We start from the raw sequence: 18460 nt of genomic DNA, 5'->3' as shown, positions 1-18460 counted from the left end.
ACGAGCCCGGCAGGCGAGCCGACGACGACGTGGGCCATCTTCCCCCACGAAGATCCCGCGTGTCACGCCGCCGGGTAGCGCTCCTTGAGCAGCGCGTAGACCAGGCGCGCGGTCTGCACCTCACCGCCCTCCGGCCGGCCGGGCTTGGCCGAGGGGTTCCAGCCGTAGAGGTCGAGGTGGACGTGGCGCTTGGTGCTCGGGGCGAAGCGGCGCAGGAACAGCGCGGCGGTGATCGCCCCGGCGAAGGGGCCGCCGGAGACATTGTTGAGGTCGGCCACCTTCGAGGCGAGCAGGCTCGCATAGGGCGCGTGCAGCGGCAGGCGCCAGACCGGATCGGCCGCGGCGCGGCCCGCCGCCTCGAACGCGGCGGCGAACGCGTCGTCCTCGGTGAAGAACGCCGGCAGGTCGGGGCCGAGCGCCACGCGGGCGGCGCCGGTGAGCGTCGCGAAGTCGATCAGCAGCTCGGGCGCGTCAGCATCGGCGAGCGCCAGCGCGTCGGCGAGGATCAGCCGGCCCTCGGCATCGGTGTTGCCGATCTCGACGGTGAGACCGGCGCGGCTGCGGATCACGTCGCCGGGGCGGAAAGCCTCGCCGGAGATCGCGTTCTCCACAGCCGGGATGAGCAGGCGCAGCCGCAGGCGCAGGCCGGCGCCCATCGCCATGTCGGCGGCGGCGAGGGCTGCGGCTGCGCCGCCCATATCCTTCTTCATCAGCAGCATGCCGGCCGACGGCTTGATGTCGAGGCCGCCGGTGTCGAAGGCGACGCCCTTGCCGACCAGCGTCACCCGCGGCGCGTCGGCCGGCCCCCAGGTGAGGTCGATCAGCCGGGGCGGCCGGGTCGAGGCGGCGCCGACCGCATGGACCAGCGGGAAATCGCGCTCGAGCTCGGCGCCGGCGATCACCGTGATCGTCGCCCCGTGCCGCTCGGCCAGCGCACGCGCCGCCGCCTCGATCTCGGCCGGGCCGAGGTCGTTGGCCGGCGTGTTGACGAGGTCGCGCCCGAGCGCGACCGCGGCGGCGATGCGATCGGTGTCGGCGGCGTCGATTCCCTCCGGCGCGACGAGGCAGGGGCGCTCCGGCCCGGCGGGGCGGTAGCGCGAGAAGCGATAGGATCCGAGCAGCCAGGCGAGCGCCGCCTCGGCCGGCGCCTCGGCATCCGCGAAGGCGTAGGTGCCGGGCGGCAGCAGGCCGGGGAGCTTGCCGGCGAGAAGCCGATCGTGGCCGGCCGCGTCGGTCTCGCCGAGGCCGAACAGCACGCGGGCGAGCGTCCCGTCGGCGGCGGGCAGCAACGCCACCTGCCCGGGCTTGGCCGCGAAGCCGATCGCCCCCGCATAGGTCCGCTGCGCGGCGTCGAGGCCGGCTTCGATCCTCGGCCACCCGTCCTTCGCGACCAGGGAGATCGGGATGCCGGAGGTTCCGGCCGGCAACAGGGGCGGAAGGGACGGTGCGGTGTCTGTCATGCGGTCCTGGCCGGGCCGGGCGCTTAACCCCGGGTTAGGGTTAACGCTCTATCACCGTCCCGTCCGGCACGGGAAGAACCTCCTGCCGGACCTCGACGGAGCATTCCATGATCGCGGCCCTCCGGCCGAATACGGCCCCGTTCGCCCGGGGTTCGGCCCCCCGCCTGGTCGCCGCCTGCCTGGTCACCCTCGTGGCCGCCGGGTGCCAGTCGCGCTCGCCCGAGACCACCGGCTCGATCGACGCCCCGCGCATCGCGGCCGGGCAGGTCGAGTCGCTCGCCGAATCCTACGCCGCCAACCCGAACGATCTCGGCATCGCGATGCGCTACGCGCAGGCGCTTCGGGCCACCGACCAGCGTGCCCAGGCGAGCGCGGTGCTGCAGCAGGCCGCCCTACGGAACCCGCGCAACACGGCGGTGCTCGGCGCCTACGGCAAGTCCCTGGTCGAGGTCGGGCGGCTGCAGGAGGCGCAGGACGTGCTGCAGAACGCCCATTCCCCGGCGCAGCCCGACTGGCGCATCCTGTCGGCGCAGGGCTCCGTCTCCGACCAGCTCGGCGATCACGCCCGCGCGCAGAGCTTCTACGAAGCGGCCCTCAAGATCCGCCCCGACGAGCCCTCCGTCCTGTCCAATCTCGGTTTGTCCTACGCGCTGGCGCGCCAGCTCGACCGCGCCGAGGAGACGATGCGCGTGGCGGTCTCGCGGCCCGGCGCCGACGCGCGGGTGCGCGGCAACCTCGCCCTGGTGCTCGGCCTGAAGGGCCGGTTCGACGAGGCCGAGGCGATCCTGCGGCGCGACCTGCCGCCCGCGGAGGTCGCCGCCAACCTCGCCTCGCTGCGCAGCCTCGCCGCCCAGTCGAGCCGCGCCGCGGCCGCCTCGGCCCGCAAGCCGGCCGATCGCGGCTAGAGCATCTTCAAGCGAGGTGGATCCCGGCTCGCGTGAAGACAATGCGATCTCTCGACAAGATAGAGCGTTTTTCGTGATCCGGGGATCACCAAAAATCCTCTAGGACGCGTCGTCCGGTCGGCGGTGCGCCCCGCGTTCGAGCGCCTTGAGCGCACCGCGGAAGGTGCGCACGTCCTGGTCGGTCAGGCTCATGCGGTGGAGTCGGTCGCGCATGTTGCGGGCGATGATCTCGCGCTTCTGCGGCGGGTAGAATCCGGCGCGCGCGAGCGTCGCCTCGAGGATGTCGAACAAGGAGAGCAGCGCCTCGCGGGTCGCCTGCGGCGCCCGGATCTCGCCGGTGAAGCGCGGCCGGGCGAGGCCCGCCGCGCGCCGCCACTCGTAGCCGACCAGCAGCACGGCCTGGGCGAGGTTGAGCGACGGGAATGCCTCGGCGACGGGAAAGGTGACGATGGCATCGGCCAGCGAGACCTCGTCGTTCAGGAGCCCGACGCGCTCGCGGCCGAACATCACCCCGACCTTCTCGGCGTTCGCGCCGCGCTCGGCCGCCTCCGTCATCGCGGCGTCGGGCAGCAGCACGCGCTTCATCTGCCCGCGCTCCCGCGCGGTGGTCGCGAGCAGCATGGTGAGGTCGGCGACGGCGTCTGGAAGCGTCGCGAAGACCTTGGCGGCGTCGAGCACGTGCGTCGCGCCGGAGGCGGCCTCGCGCGCGCCCTTCTTCGGCCAGCCGTTGCGCGGTGCAACGAGCCGCAGCTCCGACAGCCCGAAATTCGCCATGGCGCGGGCGGTCATGCCGATGTTCTCGGCCAGCTGCGGTTCGACGAGGATGACGACGGGGGCGCTCATGCGCGGCGCTCTCGCATGGACGTCCGCCGTGCGGAAGGGCCGCCGGCCGGACCGGAGGGTCTCGGCCGCAAGGATCAGATCTTCCCGTCGAGGCCCATCTGATAATACTTGTGCACGATCTTGTCCTGGTTCTCCAGCAGCCAGTCGATCGAGGGCTCGTTGGTCATCGCCTTGCGGATCGCCTCCGTCATGCCGCGGCGCTGGATGTCGAACAACGCTTTGTGGTCGACGGTCTCGGCCTGGATCACGCCGGGGCTGAGCCAGACCGAGCAGATGATGCCGAGGTCGTTGGCCTTCTCCTTGGGGATGTAGCCGGCGCGGACCGCGTCGAGCACGCCGTTGGCGATGGCGAATTGCACCGTGCCCATCAGGATCGAGGTGTACTTCGATTCCGTGACGCTGACCTTGGAGACGCACAGCGTCACCGGCCGCACCATGATGTCGGTGTTCAGCAGCGCGAAGACGCGGGAATGGCCGACGACCTGGTCGCCGGTCAGCGTGGCCAGCGCGGTGCCGACCGGCCCGTCGAGCTCGCCGATGATCACCTCCGGCTCGGATGCGGTGTTCGGCGGCCCGCCGGCGACCAGCGCCTCGCCGGCCCGCAGGATGATGCGCTCGCTCATGGTTGCTCCTCACGCGTGATGGATGCGCGCTGATCCCAGCCGGACGGCCGGATGTCCACCCCTAAGCGCCGCACGGCCGAGCTTGCATGACAGCCCCGGCGGCCTGTCCGCGCCCCCGGCTTTCGCCCGGGAAACGCCCGCGCTATGACCCGCCCCGCGGCCGCACGGCATTTGCATGGGGCCCGCCCGGATTACCACGGAAGGCAGCGGCTCATGGACAAGATCAAGGTGGCGAAGCCCGTCGTCGAGCTCGACGGCGACGAGATGACTCGGATCATCTGGTCCGAGATCAAGAACAAGCTGATCCACCCCTATCTCGACCTGGACCTCGACTATTACGACCTCGGCGTCGAACATCGCGATGCCACGAACGACAAGGTGACGGTCGACGCGGCCGAGGCGATCAAGCGCCACGGCGTCGGCGTGAAGTGCGCCACCATCACCCCCGACGAGCAGCGCGTCGAGGAGTTCAAGCTCAAGGAGATGTGGCGCTCGCCCAACGGCACGATCCGCAACATCCTCGGCGGCGTCATCTTCCGCGAGCCGATCATCTGCAAGAACGTGCCCCGCCTCGTGCCGGGCTGGACCCAGCCCTTCGTCATCGGCCGCCACGCCTACGGCGACCAGTACCGCGCCACCGACTTCAAGGTGCCGGGCAAGGGCCGCCTGACGATCAAGTTCGAGGGCGACGACGGCACCGTGATCGAGAAGGAGGTGTTCAAGTTCCCGGCCGCCGGCGTCGCGATGTCGATGTACAACCTCGACGACTCGATCCGCGACTTCGCCCGCGCCTCGCTGAACTACGGCCTCGTGCGCAAGTACCCGGTCTACCTGTCGACCAAGAACACCATCCTCAAGGCCTATGACGGCCGCTTCAAGGACCTGTTCCAGGAGGTGTTCGACGCCGAGTTCAAGGGCAAGTTCCAGGCGCTCGGCATCACCTACGAGCACCGGCTGATCGACGACATGGTCGCCTCGTGCCTGAAGTGGTCCGGCGGCTACGTCTGGGCCTGCAAGAACTACGACGGCGACGTGCAGTCCGACACGGCGGCGCAGGGCTTCGGCTCGCTCGGCCTGATGACCTCGGTGCTGATGACGCCGGACGGCCAGACCGTCGAGGCCGAGGCCGCGCACGGCACGGTGACGCGCCACTACCGCGAGCACCAGAAGGGCAAGGAGACCTCGACCAACTCTATCGCCTCGATCTTCGCCTGGACCCGCGGCCTCGCCCACCGGGCCAAGCTCGACGGCAACGCCGAGCTCGCCAAGTTCGCGACGACGATCGAGACCGTCTGCGTCGACACCGTCGAGGCGGGCTACATGACCAAGGATCTCGCCCTTCTGGTCGGGCCCGAGCAGAAGTGGCTCTCCACCACCGGCTTCCTCGACAAGGTCGACGAGAACCTCAAGGCGGCGATGGCGGCCTGAGGCCCTATCGTGCCGGGCGGACGGCTCCGCCCGGCATGTCGCGCAACCGATCCGGGAAGCGGCCATCGCGCAGGAAGGCGAGGGCCGCTTCCGCCACGTCGGGATGGTTCATCAGTATTCCTTACCAAGCGACGCAGCGATGGTCGCACTCGGTCCTCGGCGCCGGCATCCTCGCCGGCTTCCCGGTGGTCGACATCAAGGTCGAGCTGATCGACGGCGCCTACAACGACGTCGACTCCTCGGCGCTGGCCTTCGAGATCGCGTCCCGGGCGGCGCTGCGCGAGGCCCTGCAGAAGGGCGGCTCCGTGCTGCTCGAGCCGGTGATGAAGGTCGAGGTCGTCTCGCCGGAGGAGTATACCGGCTCGGCGATCTCAACTCCCGCCGCGGCCAGATCCAGGGCCAGGACATGCGCGGCAACGCGAACGTCATCAACGCCATGGTGCCGCTCTCTGGCATGATCGGATATGATCGACGGCTGCACTCGCTGGCTGGCGGTCGCGCTACGGTGGCCATGAGCTTCAGTCACTATGCTCCGGCATCATCGCCTGGTTGGGCTATCCCCTCCGGCGGCGCCAGCGATGGCGTTGCGAGCATAAGGCTCAATTCGAGCGGCGCACGGCGATTGCGCCCTCGTCATGACGATAATGGTCGGTGCTGATGCCGCCCGACAGCCAGACCGTCGGTCGGGGCCGACGCCGAACACGGCACCGTGACGCTTCTCCACTGCGAGCACCGGAAGGGCGAGAAGGCCTCGGCCAACGCGATCACCTCGGATCTTCGCTTGGACGGGAACCGTCGCGTACCGGGACAAGCTGGACGGCGAAGCGGCGATGGCGCTTACCGTGCCGGGCCAATGACGTCGTCCGGCAGATCATGCAGATGGTCCGGGAAGCGGCCGTCCCTCAGGAAGGCGCCCGTCGCCTCGAACACGTCCGGATGGTTCATCAGCAGCGTATGCGCGGCATCCACGACAATCCAGTCGTGCGGTCCGGCGATGCGCGTGCGGGCGAGACCGACCAAGCCGTCGTGCGGGCCAGCAATGACACGTCCCGTGAACGGCAACCAAGCCCGCGTGCCGGCGATGATCCCGATTGAACAGGGTGGGATCGGCAGCTTGTCGGGCACGCCTGATCTCAGGTCGGCGAGTGCCGGACCAAGCATCGCCCGCGCGAGACGATACTGGAACAGGTGATCGGCCACTTCGCTGCCTCTGTTCGGCGGCGCCAACATCACGATAGCCCGAGAGTCATTCGGATCCGTCGCGAGGCAGCGCGCCACGAGTCCGCCCATCGAGTGGGTGACGAACGCGATGGCTCGACCGGTACGCTGCCGGAAAGCCTCGACCACAGGCTCGAGGCCCGTCGCACACGCATGAACCCCGCGGCTCTGCGAGGGATAGCCCGGGATGAGCGTTTGATGGCCCAGCGCTTCGAGGCGCCGCGCCAGCCGGGCCATGCTCCTCGGCGTCCGCCCAAGCCCGTGAAGCAGCACGATGGGGGTCAGTGACGACATCGCATCGCCTCGATCACCGCTCCTCGATTGCCAACCCGAATTGAATGCGGCGCCGGACCGGCTCGTGCGCGGATGACAGGCATACCCCGCCCGGCCCTCGATTCTGCGCCCGAGAGCGTTTAACGCGGCGTCAAACGACGCGCGAACGCTCGAGGCTCCCCGATGATCTCCTCCCCCCTGATGACCGTGATGGTCGATGCCGTGCGCAAGGCCTCGCGGGGGCTGCGGCGCGACTACGGCGAGATCGAGAACCTTCAGGTCTCGCGAAAAGGCCCCGGCGACTTCGTCTCGGCGGCCGACCGCAAGGCCGAGGAGGTGCTGCGCGACGCGCTGACGAAGGCGCGGCCGGGCTACGGCATGGTTCTGGAGGAATCCGGCATCGTCGAGGGCACCGACAAGAGCCACGTCTGGCACGTCGATCCGCTCGACGGCACCTCGAACTTCCTGCACGGCATCCCGCACTTCGCGATCTCGGTCGGGCTCGAGCGCGAGGGCCAGGTGGTCGCCGGCGTGATCTACGATCCGGTCAAGGACGAGCTGTTCGTGGCCGAGCGCGGCAAGGGCGCCTACCTCAACAACCGGCGCCTGCGCGTCTCGGGCCGGGTCGACATGGCCGACGCGCTGAGCGCCTACGGCACGCCCTATCTCGGCCGCGGCAACCATCCCCGCCTGCTGCGCGAGGTCGCCGCGGTGATGGCGGTCTCCGGCGGCACCCGCCGGATGGGCTCGGCGGCCCTCGACCTCGCCTACGTCGCCTGCGGCCGCCTCGACCTGTACTGGGAGCGCGACCTGCAGACTTGGGACATCGCCGCCGGCATCATCCTGGTGCGCGAGGCCGGCGGCTTCGTCACCTCGGCCGACGGCGCCTCGGAGCCCCTCGCCGCGAAGTCGGTGGCCTGCGGCAACGAGGGCCTGCACCGGGAGCTCGTCGCGATCCTGCGCAAGGTCAACGGCTGAGCGCCGAACTGGCCAGGGTGCGCGCCATCTGCTCTAAGCCGCCGATCACCACGAGGAAGGCCCGCCCGGCATGGAACGCCGCCACATCGCCCTGAAGGAATCGATCCGCTCGATCCCCGACTATCCGAAGCCCGGCATCGTGTTCCGGGACATCACCACGCTGCTCAGCGACCCGCGCGCCTTCCGCCGGGCGGTGGACGCGCTGGTGCATCCGTTCGCGGGCGGGCGGATCGATCAGGTCGCCGGCATCGAGGCGCGCGGCTTCATCCTCGGCGGGGCGGTCGCGCACCAGCTCTCGGCGGGCTTCGTGCCGGTGCGCAAGAAGGGCAAGCTGCCCCACAAGACGGTGTCGATCGCCTACACCCTCGAATACGGCACCGACGAGCTGGAGATCCACGTCGACGCGATCAAGCCGGGCGACCGGGTGCTGCTCGTGGACGACCTGATCGCCACCGGCGGGACCGCGACCGCGGCGGTGAACCTGCTCCGCCAGATCGGGGCCGAGGTGGTGGCCGCCTGCTTCGTGATCGACCTGCCCGAGATCGGCGGTGCGCAGAAGCTGCGCGACCTCGACGTGCCCGTGCGGACCCTGATGGAATTCGAGGGCCACTGACGCGCGCGGCGGCATCGGATGCCCGCCAAAACGTTGACTCGGTAAATCCCATCCGCCATAAGCCGCGCAGTCGCGATGGCGCTCCGTTCGGGCGCCGTCCGCACGTGCATTCACAATTCAAAGACGCGTGAAGGTCGGGTGCGGCGTCAGCCGCCCGCGAGCGCGCCTCGACCTTTGGAGGCTTGAAGAGCCATGAAAAGAACCTACCAGCCGAGCCGCCTCGTCCGGAAGCGCCGTCACGGTTTCCGCGCCCGCATGGCGACCGCCGGCGGCCGCAAGGTCATCGCCCGTCGTCGCGCGCACGGCCGCAAGAAGCTCTCGGCCTGAGCGTGACCGTCGCGCCGCCCATCGCGGCGCGGAGGGTGCCCGAGGCGTGAGCGAGGCCGAGCTTCCCATGCCTATGACCGACTTGCCTGCGACCGACTTGCCGACGACGGATCGCGCGGCGATCGCGCGGCTGAGGCGGCGGCCGGACTTCCTGGCGGCGGCCGACGGGCGCCGCTTCCACACCGAGCGCCTGACGGCGCAGGGCCGCGTGCGCGAGGCGTGCGAGACCCGGGACGGCGAATCGATCGCCGGGCTCCATCTCGGCTTCACGATCACCAAGCGGGTCGGCCATGCCACCGAGCGCAACCGCATCCGCCGGCGCCTTCGCGCCGCGGTCGCCGAACTCGGGCCCGAGTTCGGCGCGGTCGCGGCCGACGTCGTGCTGATCGCCCGTCGCCCGGCGATCGACGCCGCGTTCGACACCCTCAAGGACGACCTGCGCCGGGCGATCCCCGCGGTGGCCAAGCCCCGCGGGCCGAGCGAGTGCGCCCGTCCGTTGCGCTCCGGCAAGCCGGGATCCGCGAAGGGCCGCGGCAAGGGGCCGGCGCCATCCCGGGAAGCGACGCCCCAAAGATCCGATCGCGCAGCGGCACCAGCCCGTGCGCCCTCAGCAACCTCGAACGCGTGCGACGGTGGCCCCGATGGGCAATGACAAGACGAATATGTTCGTGGCCATCGCCCTGTCGCTGGTCGTGCTGCTCGGGTGGAACTACTTCGTCGCCGCGCCGCGGGTCGAGCAGCAGCGCCAAGCCAACATCCAGAACCAGGCGGCCCAGCAGAGCCCCGGCGTGACGCCGGACGGCGTGCCCTCGCCGAGCCCGAAGGAGGGCGGCCCGGCCGCCCCCGTCGCCGGCACGCTGCCCAACGCCGCCACCGGCCCGATCGGCCGCACCGAGGCGCTCGCCCGCTCGCCGCGCATCAAGATCGAGACCCCGGCGCTGGCCGGGTCGATCGCGCTCAAGGGCGGCCGCATCGACGACATCGCGCTGAAGAACTACCACGAGACCGTGGACGACAAGAGCCCGGAGATCGTGCTGCTGTCGCCGGCCGGGACGGAAGCGCCGTACTACGCCGAGTTCGGCTGGGTCGCCGCCGCCGCGGGCCCGCTTCCGACCAACGACACCGTCTGGACCGCCGACGGCCAGACGCTCGGCGTGAACATGCCGGTGACGCTGTCGTGGGACAACGGCGCGGGGCTGGTGTTCAAGCGCATCCTCGCCGTCGACGACAAGTACATGTTCACGGTCCGCGACGAGGTCGAGAACAAGGGCGCGAACGCCGTCACGCTCTATCCCTACAGCCTCGTCTCGCGCTGGGGTAAGCCGCACACCCAGGGCTACTACGTGCTGCACGAGGGTATGATCGGCGTGCTCGGCGGCGACGGCCTGCAGGAATACACCTACGACCACCTCGCCAAGGAGCCGGCCTACGGCGGGGCCGCCACCAAGGGCAAGGCCTGGGCGAACGTCACCGGCGGCTTCGTCGGCATCACCGACAAGTACTGGGCCGCGGCCGCGATCCCCGACCAGACGATGTCCTATACCGGCGCGTTCACCGAGCGCACCGACGGCGCGACCAAGATCTACCAGGCGAGCGTGCGCGGCGACGGCCGCAGCATCGAGCCGGGCGCCACCGCCTCGACCACCCAGCGCCTGTTCGCCGGCGCCAAGGAGGTCAACACGATCAACGGCTACGAGAAGAACCTCGGCATCAAGCAGTTCGACCTGATGATCGACTGGGGCTGGTTCCACTTCATCACCAAGCCGATGTTCCGGGCGCTGGACTTCTTCTTCCACCTCTTCGGCAATTTCGGCGTCGCGATCCTGATCGTGACCTTCTGCCTCAAGCTGCTGTTCCTGCCGATCGCCAACCGCTCCTACGTCTCCATGGCCAAGATGAAGGCCGTGCAGCCCGAGATGACCTCCATCCGGGAGCGGTACAAAGACGATAAGATGAAGCAGCAACAGGCGATGATGGAGCTGTACAAGAAGGAGAAGATCAACCCCGTCGCCGGCTGCTGGCCGGTGCTGGTGCAGATCCCGGTCTTCTTTGCGCTGTACAAAGTCCTGTTCATCACCATCGAGATGCGTCACGCGCCGTTCTTCGGCTGGATCCAGGACCTCGCCGCGCCCGATCCGACCAGCATCGTCAACCTGTTCGGCCTGCTGCCGTTCGCGGCGCCGGACTTCGTCCATCTCGGCATCTGGCCGATCATCATGGGCGTGACGATGTTCGTGCAGATGAAGATGAACCCCGCCCCGCCGGACCCGGTGCAGGCGCAGATCTTCACCTTCATGCCGATCGTGTTCACCTTCATGCTCGGCTCGTTCCCGGCCGGCCTGGTGATCTACTGGGCCTGGAACAACACTCTCTCGGTAACGCAGCAATACGTCATCATGCGCCGCAACGGCGTGAAGGTGGAGTTGTGGGACAACCTGCGGAACACGTTCAAGCGCGGCGGCAAGACCGCGCCTGCGAAGAGCTGACGTGACACAGCAGGAGCAGGAAGATGCGGCGCTCGCCGAGAGCGGCCGCCTGCTGTTCGCGGGTGCGGCCGACTTCGTCGCGGCGGCGCCCTCGCTCGGGACGCTGCCGGCGATGGACGGCGTCGAGATCGCCTTCGCCGGCCGCTCGAACGTCGGCAAGTCGAGCCTCGTCAACGCGCTGACCGGGCGCAACACGCTGGCCCGCACCTCGCACACGCCGGGGCGGACCCAGCAGCTCAACTTCTTCCGGATCGGCGAGCGCCTGACGCTGGTCGACATGCCGGGCTACGGCTACGCCGCGGTCGGCAAGGAGAAGGTCGAGGCCTGGACCGACCTGATCCACGCCTACCTCAAGGGCCGCGCCAACCTCGCGCGGGTCTTCATGCTGATCGATTCCCGCCATGGGCTGAAGAGCATCGACACCGACGTGCTCGACGGGCTCGACAAGGCCGCCGTGAGCTACCAGATCGTGCTGACCAAGGGCGACGCCCTGAAGAAGCCCGAGATCGACGCGCGCATCGCCGGCATCCAGGCCGCGCTCGCCCGGCGTCCGGCGGCCTATCCGCAGATCCTGCTGACCTCAAGCCGCGACGACCGCGGCGTGCCCGAGCTGCGCGCCGCCGTGGCCCGGCTGATGGCCGAGCGCGGCACCTGATGCTTGCCGTCAGGGATCGTGCCCTCGTCGCCCTGGCGTGCCTCGCCGGCGGGCTCGGCGTCGCGGCCAGCGCCGCGGCCGCCCACATCCCGGGGGCGGACAGCCTCAAGACCGCGGCGCAGTTCCTGCTGTTCCATGCCCCCGCGATCCTGGCCCTCGCCGGACTCGCCGCCGCCGGCCTGACCCATGCGATCGCCACCCGGATCGCCGCCTGGGCGCTTGTGCTGGGCCTCGCGCTGTTCTCCGGTGACCTCGCGCTTCGCGCGCTTGCCGGGCAGCCGCTGTTTCCGATGGCCGCGCCGTCGGGCGGCATCCTGTTGATGGCGGGCTGGACCCTGGGGGCGATCGCGGCGTTCATCCCGGCCAGGCGTTGAGCCCCTGCCGGGACAAGCGCGGCTTCGACGACCGCTCTCTACGCCAACGGTGACGACGAGGCCCGATGTCGGGATCCGAGAAACAGAAGATGCTCGCGGGCGAGCTCTACCGCGCGGGCGATCCCGAGCTTCGACGGGATGCCGCCGCCAACATGGCATGGCTCGCGCACTACAACACCACGCTGGCGCTGCCGTCGGCCGAGCGGCACGCGCTGCTGGCCGCCCATCTCGGCGGCGTCGGCCCGAAGGCGGTGATCCGGCCGCCATTCCATTGCGACTACGGCTACAACATCACGCTCGGCCCGGAGGCGTTCCTCAACTTCGGCTGCGTGATCCTCGACGTGGTCGCGGTGACGATCGGTGCGTGCACGCAGATCGGGCCGGGCGTCCAGATCCTCACCGCGGACCACCCGCGCGATCCCGAGGCGCGCCGGTCCGGCCTCGAGTTCGGTCGCCCGATCGCGATCGGCGCCAACGTCTGGATCGGCGGGGCCGCCCTGATCCTGCCGGGCGTGACGGTGGGCGACGACGCGATCATCGGTGCCGGCGCCGTCGTGACGCGGGACGTGCCGGCCGGCGCGACGGCGGTCGGCAACCCGGCGCGGGTCGTGACTCTCCGATGATCGGGGGTTTGGGACGACTCGGCCGATCGCTTCGCATGGCGCAGGTCGGAGCCGGTCAGTCCGCCCGGACCTGCAAAAACCTCAGCGCCGGCCCCTGCGCATCCGAGAACACGCCCGCGGTCAACGCTCCGCCATAGACGGCGCCCGTGTCGAGGTTGGTCCGGAACGGGCGAACCTCCGGGTTGCCGCCGGTCTGCGGCGTGTGGCCGTGGACGACGTGGCGGCCGAAATCGTGATCCTCGGCGAGGAACGGCTCGCGGATCCAGAGGCGGTCCTGCACCTCGGCGGTCTCCGGGTCGGACCCCGGCCTGAAGCCGGCATGGACGAACCAGCGGCGGGCATCCGCGTGGACGGTCTGCAGCCCTTCGATCCAGTCGAGCACGTCGCCGGGGATCGCGGCCGCCTCGTCCACGCCGAACGAGGCCAGCGTCTCCGCGCCGCCGTTGCGCAGCCACAGCGCGTCGGCCCCCGGGGTCGTCAGTGCGGAGAGCAGCATCGCCTCGTGGTTGCCCATCAGGCAGGCGACGCGCCCGGGATCGCTCCAGTGCAGGCGGCTGACCGTCTGCAGCACCCGCGCGCTGTCCGGGCCACGGTCGATGTAGTCGCCCAGGAAGACGAGGCGATAGGGCTCGCCCGCCGCATGGGCCTCGATGCGGGCGAGCAGGGCGTCGAGCAGGTCGGCGCAGCCGTGGATGTCGCCGATGGCGTAGGTCAGCATGTCAGCCGGATCGTTCCGTCGGTAGAAGGCCAGAAGCGCCGCGGACGGCGCGCGCGTCGCCGACGGCCAGAATGCACGGTTTGCCGCCCCGCACCACTCCGCCTGCCGGCGTCGCATTTCTCTCTACGCTGAGATCGCGGATGCCACGAAGCTCCCGATGTCATGGGCTTTCCAATAATCATGATGTCGTGCGAAGTGATTGCGGTTTCGATTCGGAGACTCAAGATGAAACGCGTAATTGCATTTCTTCTGGCGACTTTTTACCTTGGCGTGTCTTCACATATCGCCTACGCACAATTCCTGACTGACCAGGAGCGCGTCGTCACGTCCGGCCAGAGCCAGAAGATCGCTTGGCGCATTTACCTCGATCCGGCCTGCCACTCGATGGGCGCCGGGTCGCTCGGCCTCATCGATCCGCCGCGGCTCGGCAGCGTCACGGTCCGTCAGGGCCGGGAATATCCGAGCTTCGGCTTCTACAATCCGCGATCGCTGTGCAACACGCGGAAGGTGCCGGCGACGCAGCTGATCTACAGCACCGCCCCGGGAACGGTCGGTGAGGACAGCTTCACGGTCGAGTACATCGGGCCGCTCGGCAATCCGTTGCGGCAGCGATACCACGTCGTCGTGCGCTGAGCGCAGCGTTTCACGAGAACTGCGGCGCACCGGTTCGAAACCGATGCGCCGCGCGAGGTCAGTTCAGCGTCACGTTGGCCGGCCGCCGCCGCGGCGCTGTCGCGGTGCCGGCGATGACGAGGCCGTCCGGCCCCACCGCCACCGGCACGCTCTCGCCGTCGTGGATCTTGCCCGACAGCAGCAGCTCCGCCAGCGGGTCCTGCACCGTCTTCTGGATCACCCGCTTCAACGGCCGCGCCCCGTAGGCCGGGTCGTAGCCGCGGTCGGCGAGCCAGGCGCGCGCCTCGGCGTCGACGTCGAGGACGATCTTGCGCTCCTCCAGCAGCTTCTGGAGGCGGACGAGCTGGATGTCGACGATGGCGCCCATCTCCGCCCGCTTGAGCCGGTGGAACAGGATGATCTCGTCGATCCGGTTCAGGAACTCCGGCCGGAAGTGGCTTCGCACCACGCCCATCACGTCGTCCCGCACCGCGTCGGTGTCCTCGCCCTCGCTCTGCGCCACCAGATACTCGGCCCCGAGGTTCGAGGTCATGATCAGCAGCGTGTTGCGGAAGTCGACCGTCCGCCCCTGCCCGTCGGTCAGGCGCCCGTCGTCGAGAACCTGCAGCAGGACGTTGAACACGTCCGGATGCGCCTTCTCGATCTCGTCGAACAGCACGACCTGATACGGCCGGCGCCGCACCGCCTCGGTCAGCGCGCCGCCCTCCTCGTAGCCGACATAGCCGGGGGGCGCGCCGATCAGCCGGGCCACGGAGTGCTTCTCCATGTATTCCGACATGTCGATGCGCACCAACGCGGTGTCGTCATCGAACAGGAAGCTGGCGAGCGCCTTTGTCAGCTCGGTCTTGCCGACGCCGGTCGGCCCGAGGAACATGAACGAGCCGATCGGCCGGTTCGGGTCCTGCAGGCCGGCGCGCGCGCGGCGCACCGCGGTCGAGACCGCTTCCACCGCTTCGCGCTGGCCGACGACGCGCCTGCCGATCGCGTCCTCCATCGCGAGCAGCTTGTCGCGCTCGCCCTCCAGCATCTTGTCCACCGGCACGCCGGTCCAGCGCGAGACCACGCCCGCGATGTGGGCCGGCGTCACCGCCTCCTCGACCATGCCGTCGCGCGCGACCGCGCTCTCGGCCGCGGCCTCGATCTCGGCGAGCCGCTTCTCCAGCCCCGGGATCACGCCGTAGGCAAGCTCGCCCGCGCGCTGGTACTGACCCTGGCGCTGGGCGGAGGCCAGCTCGTTGCGCGCCTCGTCGAGCTTCTTCTTGAGCTCGGCGGCGGCGCCGAGCTTGTCCTTCTCCGCCTTCCAGCGCGAGGTAATGGTGGCGGACTGCTCCTCGAGGTCGGCAAGCTCCTTCTCGAGCCGGGCCAGACGGTCGCGGGAGGCCGAATCGGTTTCCTTCTTCAGCGCCTCGCCCTCGATCTTCAGGCGCACGATCTCGCGGTCGAGGTTGTCCAGCTCCTCGGGCTTCGAATCGACCTGCATGCGCAGGCGCGAGCCGGCCTCGTCCATGAGGTCGATCGCCTTGTCGGGCAGGAAGCGGTCGGTGATGTAGCGGTTCGACAGCGTCGCGGCCGCGACCAAGGCGGAATCCTGGATGCGGACGCCGTGGTGCTGCTCGTACTTCTCCTTGATCCCGCGCAGGATCGAGACCGTATCTTCCACGGTGGGCTCCGAGACGAAGACCGGCTGGAAGCGGCGGGCCAGCGCGGCGTCCTTCTCGACATGCTTGCGGTACTCGTCGAGCGTGGTCGCCCCGACGCAGTGCAGCTCGCCGCGGGCCAGCGCCGGCTTCAGCAGGTTCGAGGCGTCCATCGCCCCGTCGGCCTTTCCGGCGCCGACCAGGGTATGCATCTCGTCGATGAACAGGATGATGCCGCCCGCGGCCGCGGTGACCTCGGAAAGCACGGCCTTCAGCCGCTCCTCGAACTCGCCGCGGAACTTCGCCCCGGCGATGAGCGCGCCGAGGTCGAGGGCGAGAAGGCTCTTCTCCTTCAGGCTCTCGGGCACGTCGCCGTTGACGATGCGCAGGGCCAGCCCCTCGACGATCGCCGTCTTGCCGACGCCGGGCTCGCCGATGAGGACCGGATTGTTCTTGGTGCGCCGGGACAGGACCTGGATCGTGCGGCGGATCTCCTCGTCGCGGCCGATCACCGGGTCGAGCTTGCCCTCGCGCGCGGCTTCGGTGAGGTCGCGGGCGTACTTCTTCAGGGCGTCGTAGGCGTTCTCGGCCGAAGCGTTGTCGGCCGTCCGGCCCTTGCGCAGGGCGTTGATCGCGCCGTTGAGCGAAGCCGGCGTCACGCCGGCGGAGACGAGCGCCTTGCCGGCCTCGGTGTCCTTCTCGACGGCGAGCGCGAGCAGGAGGCGCTCCACGGTGACGTAGGAATCGCCGGCCTTCTCGGCAGCCTTCTCGGCGGTGTCGAACAGGCGCATCAGGTCGCGCGTCGCCTGCGGCTGGCTCGCGTTGCCGGAGACCTTCGGCTGCTTGGCGAGCCACGCCTCGATCTGCGCCAGGGCGACGCGCGACTGGCCGCCGGCCCGGTCGATCAGGCCCGCGCACAGGCCCTCGGGATCGTCGAGCAGCACCTTGAGCAGGTGGCCCGGCTGCAATTGGGGATGGCCCTCGCGCATCGCGAGGTTCTGCGCAGCCTGGACGAAGCCGCGGGCGCGCTCGGTGTATTTCTCGAAATTCATGCGTTCTTGTTTCCTACCGCTTCGGCCTCCGCCGCCCTGGAAGGCGCGATGTCGGCCCGAGACGCCGCCTCCCGACGAGGAACCGCCGCGGAAGGCCCCGGCGCCGATGGCCGCCGGTACCGAGGATGTGGTGTTGCAATTGCGCACCACAAGAGGGGGCAGACCCCTTGCATCGATGTGAAGATCCGGGCCACGGTGCGGGCATGACCGCGACGCTCTCCGCCCTCTACCGCTACCCCGTGAAGGGGTTCAGCCCCGAGCCGCTGGAACGGGCGGACCTCGAGACGTCGGGCTACTTCCCGGGCGATCGGCTTTACGCAGTCGAGAACGGCGATTCGGGCTTCGATCCGAACGCACCGCGTCATCAGCCCAAGACGAAGTACCTGATGCTGATGCGCGACGAGGCGCTGGCGCGCCTGCGCACCCGATACGACGACGCCACCGCGACGCTCACCGTCGAGGCCGAAGGCGAGACCGTCAACGCCAAGCTCGACACCGAAGAGGGCCGGGCGACGCTCGAGGACCTGTTGCGGCGCCTGCTGCCCCACGCCCTGCGCGGCGCACCGCGGGTGCTGGCGGCGGCGGCGCAGACCGGATACCGCTTCACCGATTCCAAGATCGGCTTCGTTTCGCTGATCAACCTCGCCAGCGTGCGCGCGATCGAGGATTACGTCGGCGCGCCCGTCGATCCGCTGCGCTTTCGCGGCAACCTCTTCGTGGAAGGGCTCGCCCCCTGGGCCGAGCTGGAGATGGTCGGCCGCGTGCTCGAGGCGCCGAGCGGGCTGCGCCTCAAGCTGACCCAGCGCACCGTGCGCTGCGCGGCGACCAACGTCGACCCGGTCAGCGGCGTGCGCGACCTCGACATCCCCTGGGCGATCGATGCGCGTCTCGGCCACCGCGATTGCGGCGTCTATGCCGAGGTGATCGCCGGCGGGACCCTCGCGGTCGGCGACACCCTGACGGCGGTCGGCTGAGCCGCGCTCAGGACGCCCGGCGCACGACGACCACCAGGTCGGCTTCGGTACGCCGATGCTCGCACGAGACCTTGAGGTAGCGATGGTCGCCGCCGGGCAGCCCGGCCGCGGCGGCCATGGTCTGGGCGTGCATGATGCACTCCATCGGCGTGCGCGCCGGCGAGACGATCACGTCGAGCGCGGTCTCGCGGGAGCAATCCTGGGCCAGCAGCGTCCCGGCGCAGACGAGGGCAACGGATAACAATTCGGACATGACGGACCCCGTGTTCGAGCGATCGACAGGTCCGCGGGGTGCTCAGGCGTTCGAGCCACCGCGTGTTTCTTGTCCGGGCGTTCCTCGTCGTGACGTTTCTCTTGATGACGCTGTGGGGTTTGCAGATGTCGTGCCAGCTCGGCGAGGCCGGCCGCACCTGTGATCTTGCTGCATCAGCCCCGCGCGGCGAGCCAGACCGGCTCGGGCTCGGGGATCGGCATCAGCGCCGCGACCGCGTCGAGATCGACGATGTAGTTGTCGGTCAGCAGGCGCCACATCTCGGCCGAAGAGGCGGCCTCGCCCTTCAGGCCATCGACCGCCCGCGCGAGCAGGCCGGTATGGGTGAGGGTGGGGCGGGTCAGGAGCGGGTCGGAATGGAGCATCGTC

20 protein-coding genes and 1 pseudogene are annotated in these 18460 nt (G+C 69.7%); 13 read left to right on the top strand and 8 right to left on the bottom strand.

The window, feature by feature from the left end; genetic code table 11:
* Nucleotides 1-62 precede the first annotated feature (62 nt).
* Nucleotides 63-1460 carry a leucyl aminopeptidase family protein gene (locus MKK68_RS14140; protein WP_244030806.1) on the bottom strand — a complete coding sequence of 466 codons (1398 nt, stop codon included), beginning with the start codon at nucleotides 1458-1460 and terminating at the stop codon, nucleotides 63-65.
* Between the two features lie 107 nt (nucleotides 1461-1567).
* On the opposite strand from MKK68_RS14140, the gene MKK68_RS14135 reads away from it, so the two are divergent.
* A complete protein-coding gene (locus tag MKK68_RS14135) occupies nucleotides 1568-2365 on the top strand; it encodes a tetratricopeptide repeat protein (RefSeq protein WP_147858217.1) in 798 nt (265 codons plus the stop codon).
* A 99-nt stretch (nucleotides 2366-2464) separates the two neighbouring features.
* On the opposite strand, the gene MKK68_RS14130 is transcribed toward MKK68_RS14135, so the two are convergent.
* Both MKK68_RS14130 and MKK68_RS14125 read right to left on the bottom strand, forming a co-directional pair.
* A complete protein-coding gene (locus MKK68_RS14130) occupies nucleotides 2465-3208 on the bottom strand; it encodes an RNA methyltransferase (protein ID WP_147725868.1) in 744 nt (247 codons plus the stop codon).
* A 74-nt stretch (nucleotides 3209-3282) separates the two neighbouring features.
* Nucleotides 3283-3831 (bottom strand): formaldehyde-activating enzyme, encoded by a 549-nt coding sequence (locus tag MKK68_RS14125; protein ID WP_147725869.1) that lies wholly within the window; start codon nucleotides 3829-3831, stop codon nucleotides 3283-3285.
* Nucleotides 3832-4044: 213 nt separating this feature from the next.
* Here MKK68_RS14125 and MKK68_RS14120 point away from each other — a divergent pair, with 213 nt between their 5' ends.
* Both MKK68_RS14120 and fusA read left to right on the top strand, forming a co-directional pair.
* Nucleotides 4045-5259 carry an NADP-dependent isocitrate dehydrogenase gene (locus MKK68_RS14120; protein WP_244030804.1) on the top strand — a complete coding sequence of 405 codons (1215 nt, stop codon included), beginning with the start codon at nucleotides 4045-4047 and terminating at the stop codon, nucleotides 5257-5259.
* A 146-nt stretch (nucleotides 5260-5405) separates the two neighbouring features.
* Nucleotides 5406-5788: pseudogene (fusA, locus tag MKK68_RS14115) on the top strand (elongation factor G); the annotation flags it as partial.
* A gap of 308 nt (nucleotides 5789-6096) precedes the next feature.
* Here the strand turns inward: fusA and MKK68_RS14110 are convergent.
* Complete coding sequence (locus tag MKK68_RS14110) at nucleotides 6097-6771, bottom strand: alpha/beta fold hydrolase (RefSeq protein WP_147725871.1); 675 nt, start codon at nucleotides 6769-6771, stop codon at nucleotides 6097-6099.
* A 162-nt stretch (nucleotides 6772-6933) separates the two neighbouring features.
* Between MKK68_RS14110 and MKK68_RS14105 the strand changes: the two genes are divergently transcribed.
* The 8 genes from MKK68_RS14105 (at nucleotide 6934) to MKK68_RS14070 (ending at nucleotide 12806) form a co-directional block, all read left to right on the top strand.
* Complete coding sequence (locus MKK68_RS14105; RefSeq protein ID WP_147725872.1) at nucleotides 6934-7728, top strand: inositol monophosphatase family protein; 795 nt, start codon at nucleotides 6934-6936, stop codon at nucleotides 7726-7728.
* A 70-nt stretch (nucleotides 7729-7798) separates the two neighbouring features.
* A complete protein-coding gene (locus tag MKK68_RS14100; protein WP_147725873.1) occupies nucleotides 7799-8341 on the top strand; it encodes an adenine phosphoribosyltransferase in 543 nt (180 codons plus the stop codon).
* Nucleotides 8342-8533: 192 nt separating this feature from the next.
* Nucleotides 8534-8668: a 50S ribosomal protein L34 gene (gene rpmH, locus MKK68_RS14095; RefSeq protein WP_082643292.1), complete on the top strand. Its 135-nt coding sequence runs from the start codon at nucleotides 8534-8536 to the stop codon at nucleotides 8666-8668.
* 67 nt (nucleotides 8669-8735) lie between these two features.
* A complete protein-coding gene (gene rnpA, locus MKK68_RS14090; RefSeq protein ID WP_244030803.1) occupies nucleotides 8736-9320 on the top strand; it encodes a ribonuclease P protein component in 585 nt (194 codons plus the stop codon).
* Nucleotides 9310-11154, top strand: a complete 1845-nt coding sequence (gene yidC, locus MKK68_RS14085) for a membrane protein insertase YidC (protein ID WP_244030801.1) — start codon at nucleotides 9310-9312, stop codon at nucleotides 11152-11154. Before rnpA ends, yidC begins: the two co-directional genes overlap by 11 nt.
* Before the next feature lies 1 nt (nucleotide 11155).
* On the top strand, nucleotides 11156-11809 hold the full coding sequence (gene yihA / locus MKK68_RS14080) for a ribosome biogenesis GTP-binding protein YihA/YsxC (RefSeq protein ID WP_244030799.1): 654 nt from the start codon (nucleotides 11156-11158) through the stop codon (nucleotides 11807-11809).
* Entirely contained in the window at nucleotides 11809-12183 is a 375-nt protein-coding gene (locus tag MKK68_RS14075; protein ID WP_147725876.1) for a DUF423 domain-containing protein, read from the top strand. The genes yihA and MKK68_RS14075 overlap by 1 nt, the downstream gene beginning before the upstream one ends.
* 65 nt (nucleotides 12184-12248) lie before the next feature.
* Nucleotides 12249-12806: a sugar O-acetyltransferase gene (locus tag MKK68_RS14070; RefSeq protein ID WP_147725877.1), complete on the top strand. Its 558-nt coding sequence runs from the start codon at nucleotides 12249-12251 to the stop codon at nucleotides 12804-12806.
* Nucleotides 12807-12861: 55 nt separating this feature from the next.
* Here the strand turns inward: MKK68_RS14070 and MKK68_RS14065 are convergent, their stop codons facing one another.
* Entirely contained in the window at nucleotides 12862-13524 is a 663-nt protein-coding gene (locus MKK68_RS14065) for a metallophosphoesterase family protein (protein WP_147725878.1), read from the bottom strand.
* Between the two features lie 225 nt (nucleotides 13525-13749).
* Here MKK68_RS14065 and MKK68_RS14060 point away from each other — a divergent pair, with 225 nt between their 5' ends.
* On the top strand, nucleotides 13750-14157 hold the full coding sequence (locus MKK68_RS14060; RefSeq protein WP_147858219.1) for a hypothetical protein: 408 nt from the start codon (nucleotides 13750-13752) through the stop codon (nucleotides 14155-14157).
* 58 nt (nucleotides 14158-14215) lie between these two features.
* Here MKK68_RS14060 and clpB read toward each other — a convergent pair whose 3' ends face one another.
* The gene (clpB, locus tag MKK68_RS14055) at nucleotides 14216-16846 is read right to left on the bottom strand and encodes an ATP-dependent chaperone ClpB (RefSeq protein WP_147725880.1); all 2631 of its coding nucleotides are present in this window, start codon (nucleotides 16844-16846) and stop codon (nucleotides 14216-14218) included.
* A gap of 203 nt (nucleotides 16847-17049) precedes the next feature.
* Here clpB and MKK68_RS14050 point away from each other — a divergent pair, with 203 nt between their 5' ends.
* Nucleotides 17050-17820 (top strand): MOSC domain-containing protein, encoded by a 771-nt coding sequence (locus MKK68_RS14050; protein ID WP_244030797.1) that lies wholly within the window; start codon nucleotides 17050-17052, stop codon nucleotides 17818-17820.
* A 7-nt stretch (nucleotides 17821-17827) separates the two neighbouring features.
* On the opposite strand, the gene MKK68_RS14045 is transcribed toward MKK68_RS14050, so the two are convergent.
* The gene (locus tag MKK68_RS14045; protein ID WP_244030796.1) at nucleotides 17828-18073 is read right to left on the bottom strand and encodes a hypothetical protein; all 246 of its coding nucleotides are present in this window, start codon (nucleotides 18071-18073) and stop codon (nucleotides 17828-17830) included.
* A gap of 173 nt (nucleotides 18074-18246) precedes the next feature.
* On the bottom strand, nucleotides 18247-18456 hold the full coding sequence (locus MKK68_RS14040; protein WP_244030795.1) for a hypothetical protein: 210 nt from the start codon (nucleotides 18454-18456) through the stop codon (nucleotides 18247-18249).
* Between the last annotated feature and the right edge of the window lie 4 nt (nucleotides 18457-18460).

Source organism: Methylobacterium sp. E-016, assembly GCF_022829745.1.
Lineage (GTDB): Bacteria > Pseudomonadota > Alphaproteobacteria > Rhizobiales > Beijerinckiaceae > Methylobacterium.
Note: the sequence above shows the minus strand (reverse complement) of the source record. Positions and strands in the feature narration are given on the sequence as shown.

Coding starts and splice junctions, on each gene's coding strand:
- MKK68_RS14140 (WP_244030806.1), bottom strand. CDS start 1,460: ATGACAGACACCGCACCGTCCCTTCCGCCCCTGTTGCCGGCCGGAACC.
- MKK68_RS14135 (WP_147858217.1), top strand. CDS start 1,568: ATGATCGCGGCCCTCCGGCCGAATACGGCCCCGTTCGCCCGGGGTTCG.
- MKK68_RS14130 (WP_147725868.1), bottom strand. CDS start 3,208: ATGAGCGCCCCCGTCGTCATCCTCGTCGAACCGCAGCTGGCCGAGAAC.
- MKK68_RS14125 (WP_147725869.1), bottom strand. CDS start 3,831: ATGAGCGAGCGCATCATCCTGCGGGCCGGCGAGGCGCTGGTCGCCGGC.
- MKK68_RS14120 (WP_244030804.1), top strand. CDS start 4,045: ATGGACAAGATCAAGGTGGCGAAGCCCGTCGTCGAGCTCGACGGCGAC.
- MKK68_RS14110 (WP_147725871.1), bottom strand. CDS start 6,771: ATGTCGTCACTGACCCCCATCGTGCTGCTTCACGGGCTTGGGCGGACG.
- MKK68_RS14105 (WP_147725872.1), top strand. CDS start 6,934: ATGATCTCCTCCCCCCTGATGACCGTGATGGTCGATGCCGTGCGCAAG.
- MKK68_RS14100 (WP_147725873.1), top strand. CDS start 7,799: ATGGAACGCCGCCACATCGCCCTGAAGGAATCGATCCGCTCGATCCCC.
- rpmH (WP_082643292.1), top strand. CDS start 8,534: ATGAAAAGAACCTACCAGCCGAGCCGCCTCGTCCGGAAGCGCCGTCAC.
- rnpA (WP_244030803.1), top strand. CDS start 8,736: ATGCCTATGACCGACTTGCCTGCGACCGACTTGCCGACGACGGATCGC.
- yidC (WP_244030801.1), top strand. CDS start 9,310: ATGGGCAATGACAAGACGAATATGTTCGTGGCCATCGCCCTGTCGCTG.
- MKK68_RS14075 (WP_147725876.1), top strand. CDS start 11,809: ATGCTTGCCGTCAGGGATCGTGCCCTCGTCGCCCTGGCGTGCCTCGCC.
- MKK68_RS14070 (WP_147725877.1), top strand. CDS start 12,249: ATGTCGGGATCCGAGAAACAGAAGATGCTCGCGGGCGAGCTCTACCGC.
- MKK68_RS14065 (WP_147725878.1), bottom strand. CDS start 13,524: ATGCTGACCTACGCCATCGGCGACATCCACGGCTGCGCCGACCTGCTC.
- MKK68_RS14060 (WP_147858219.1), top strand. CDS start 13,750: ATGAAACGCGTAATTGCATTTCTTCTGGCGACTTTTTACCTTGGCGTG.
- clpB (WP_147725880.1), bottom strand. CDS start 16,846: ATGAATTTCGAGAAATACACCGAGCGCGCCCGCGGCTTCGTCCAGGCT.
- MKK68_RS14050 (WP_244030797.1), top strand. CDS start 17,050: ATGACCGCGACGCTCTCCGCCCTCTACCGCTACCCCGTGAAGGGGTTC.
- MKK68_RS14045 (WP_244030796.1), bottom strand. CDS start 18,073: ATGTCCGAATTGTTATCCGTTGCCCTCGTCTGCGCCGGGACGCTGCTG.
- MKK68_RS14040 (WP_244030795.1), bottom strand. CDS start 18,456: ATGCTCCATTCCGACCCGCTCCTGACCCGCCCCACCCTCACCCATACC.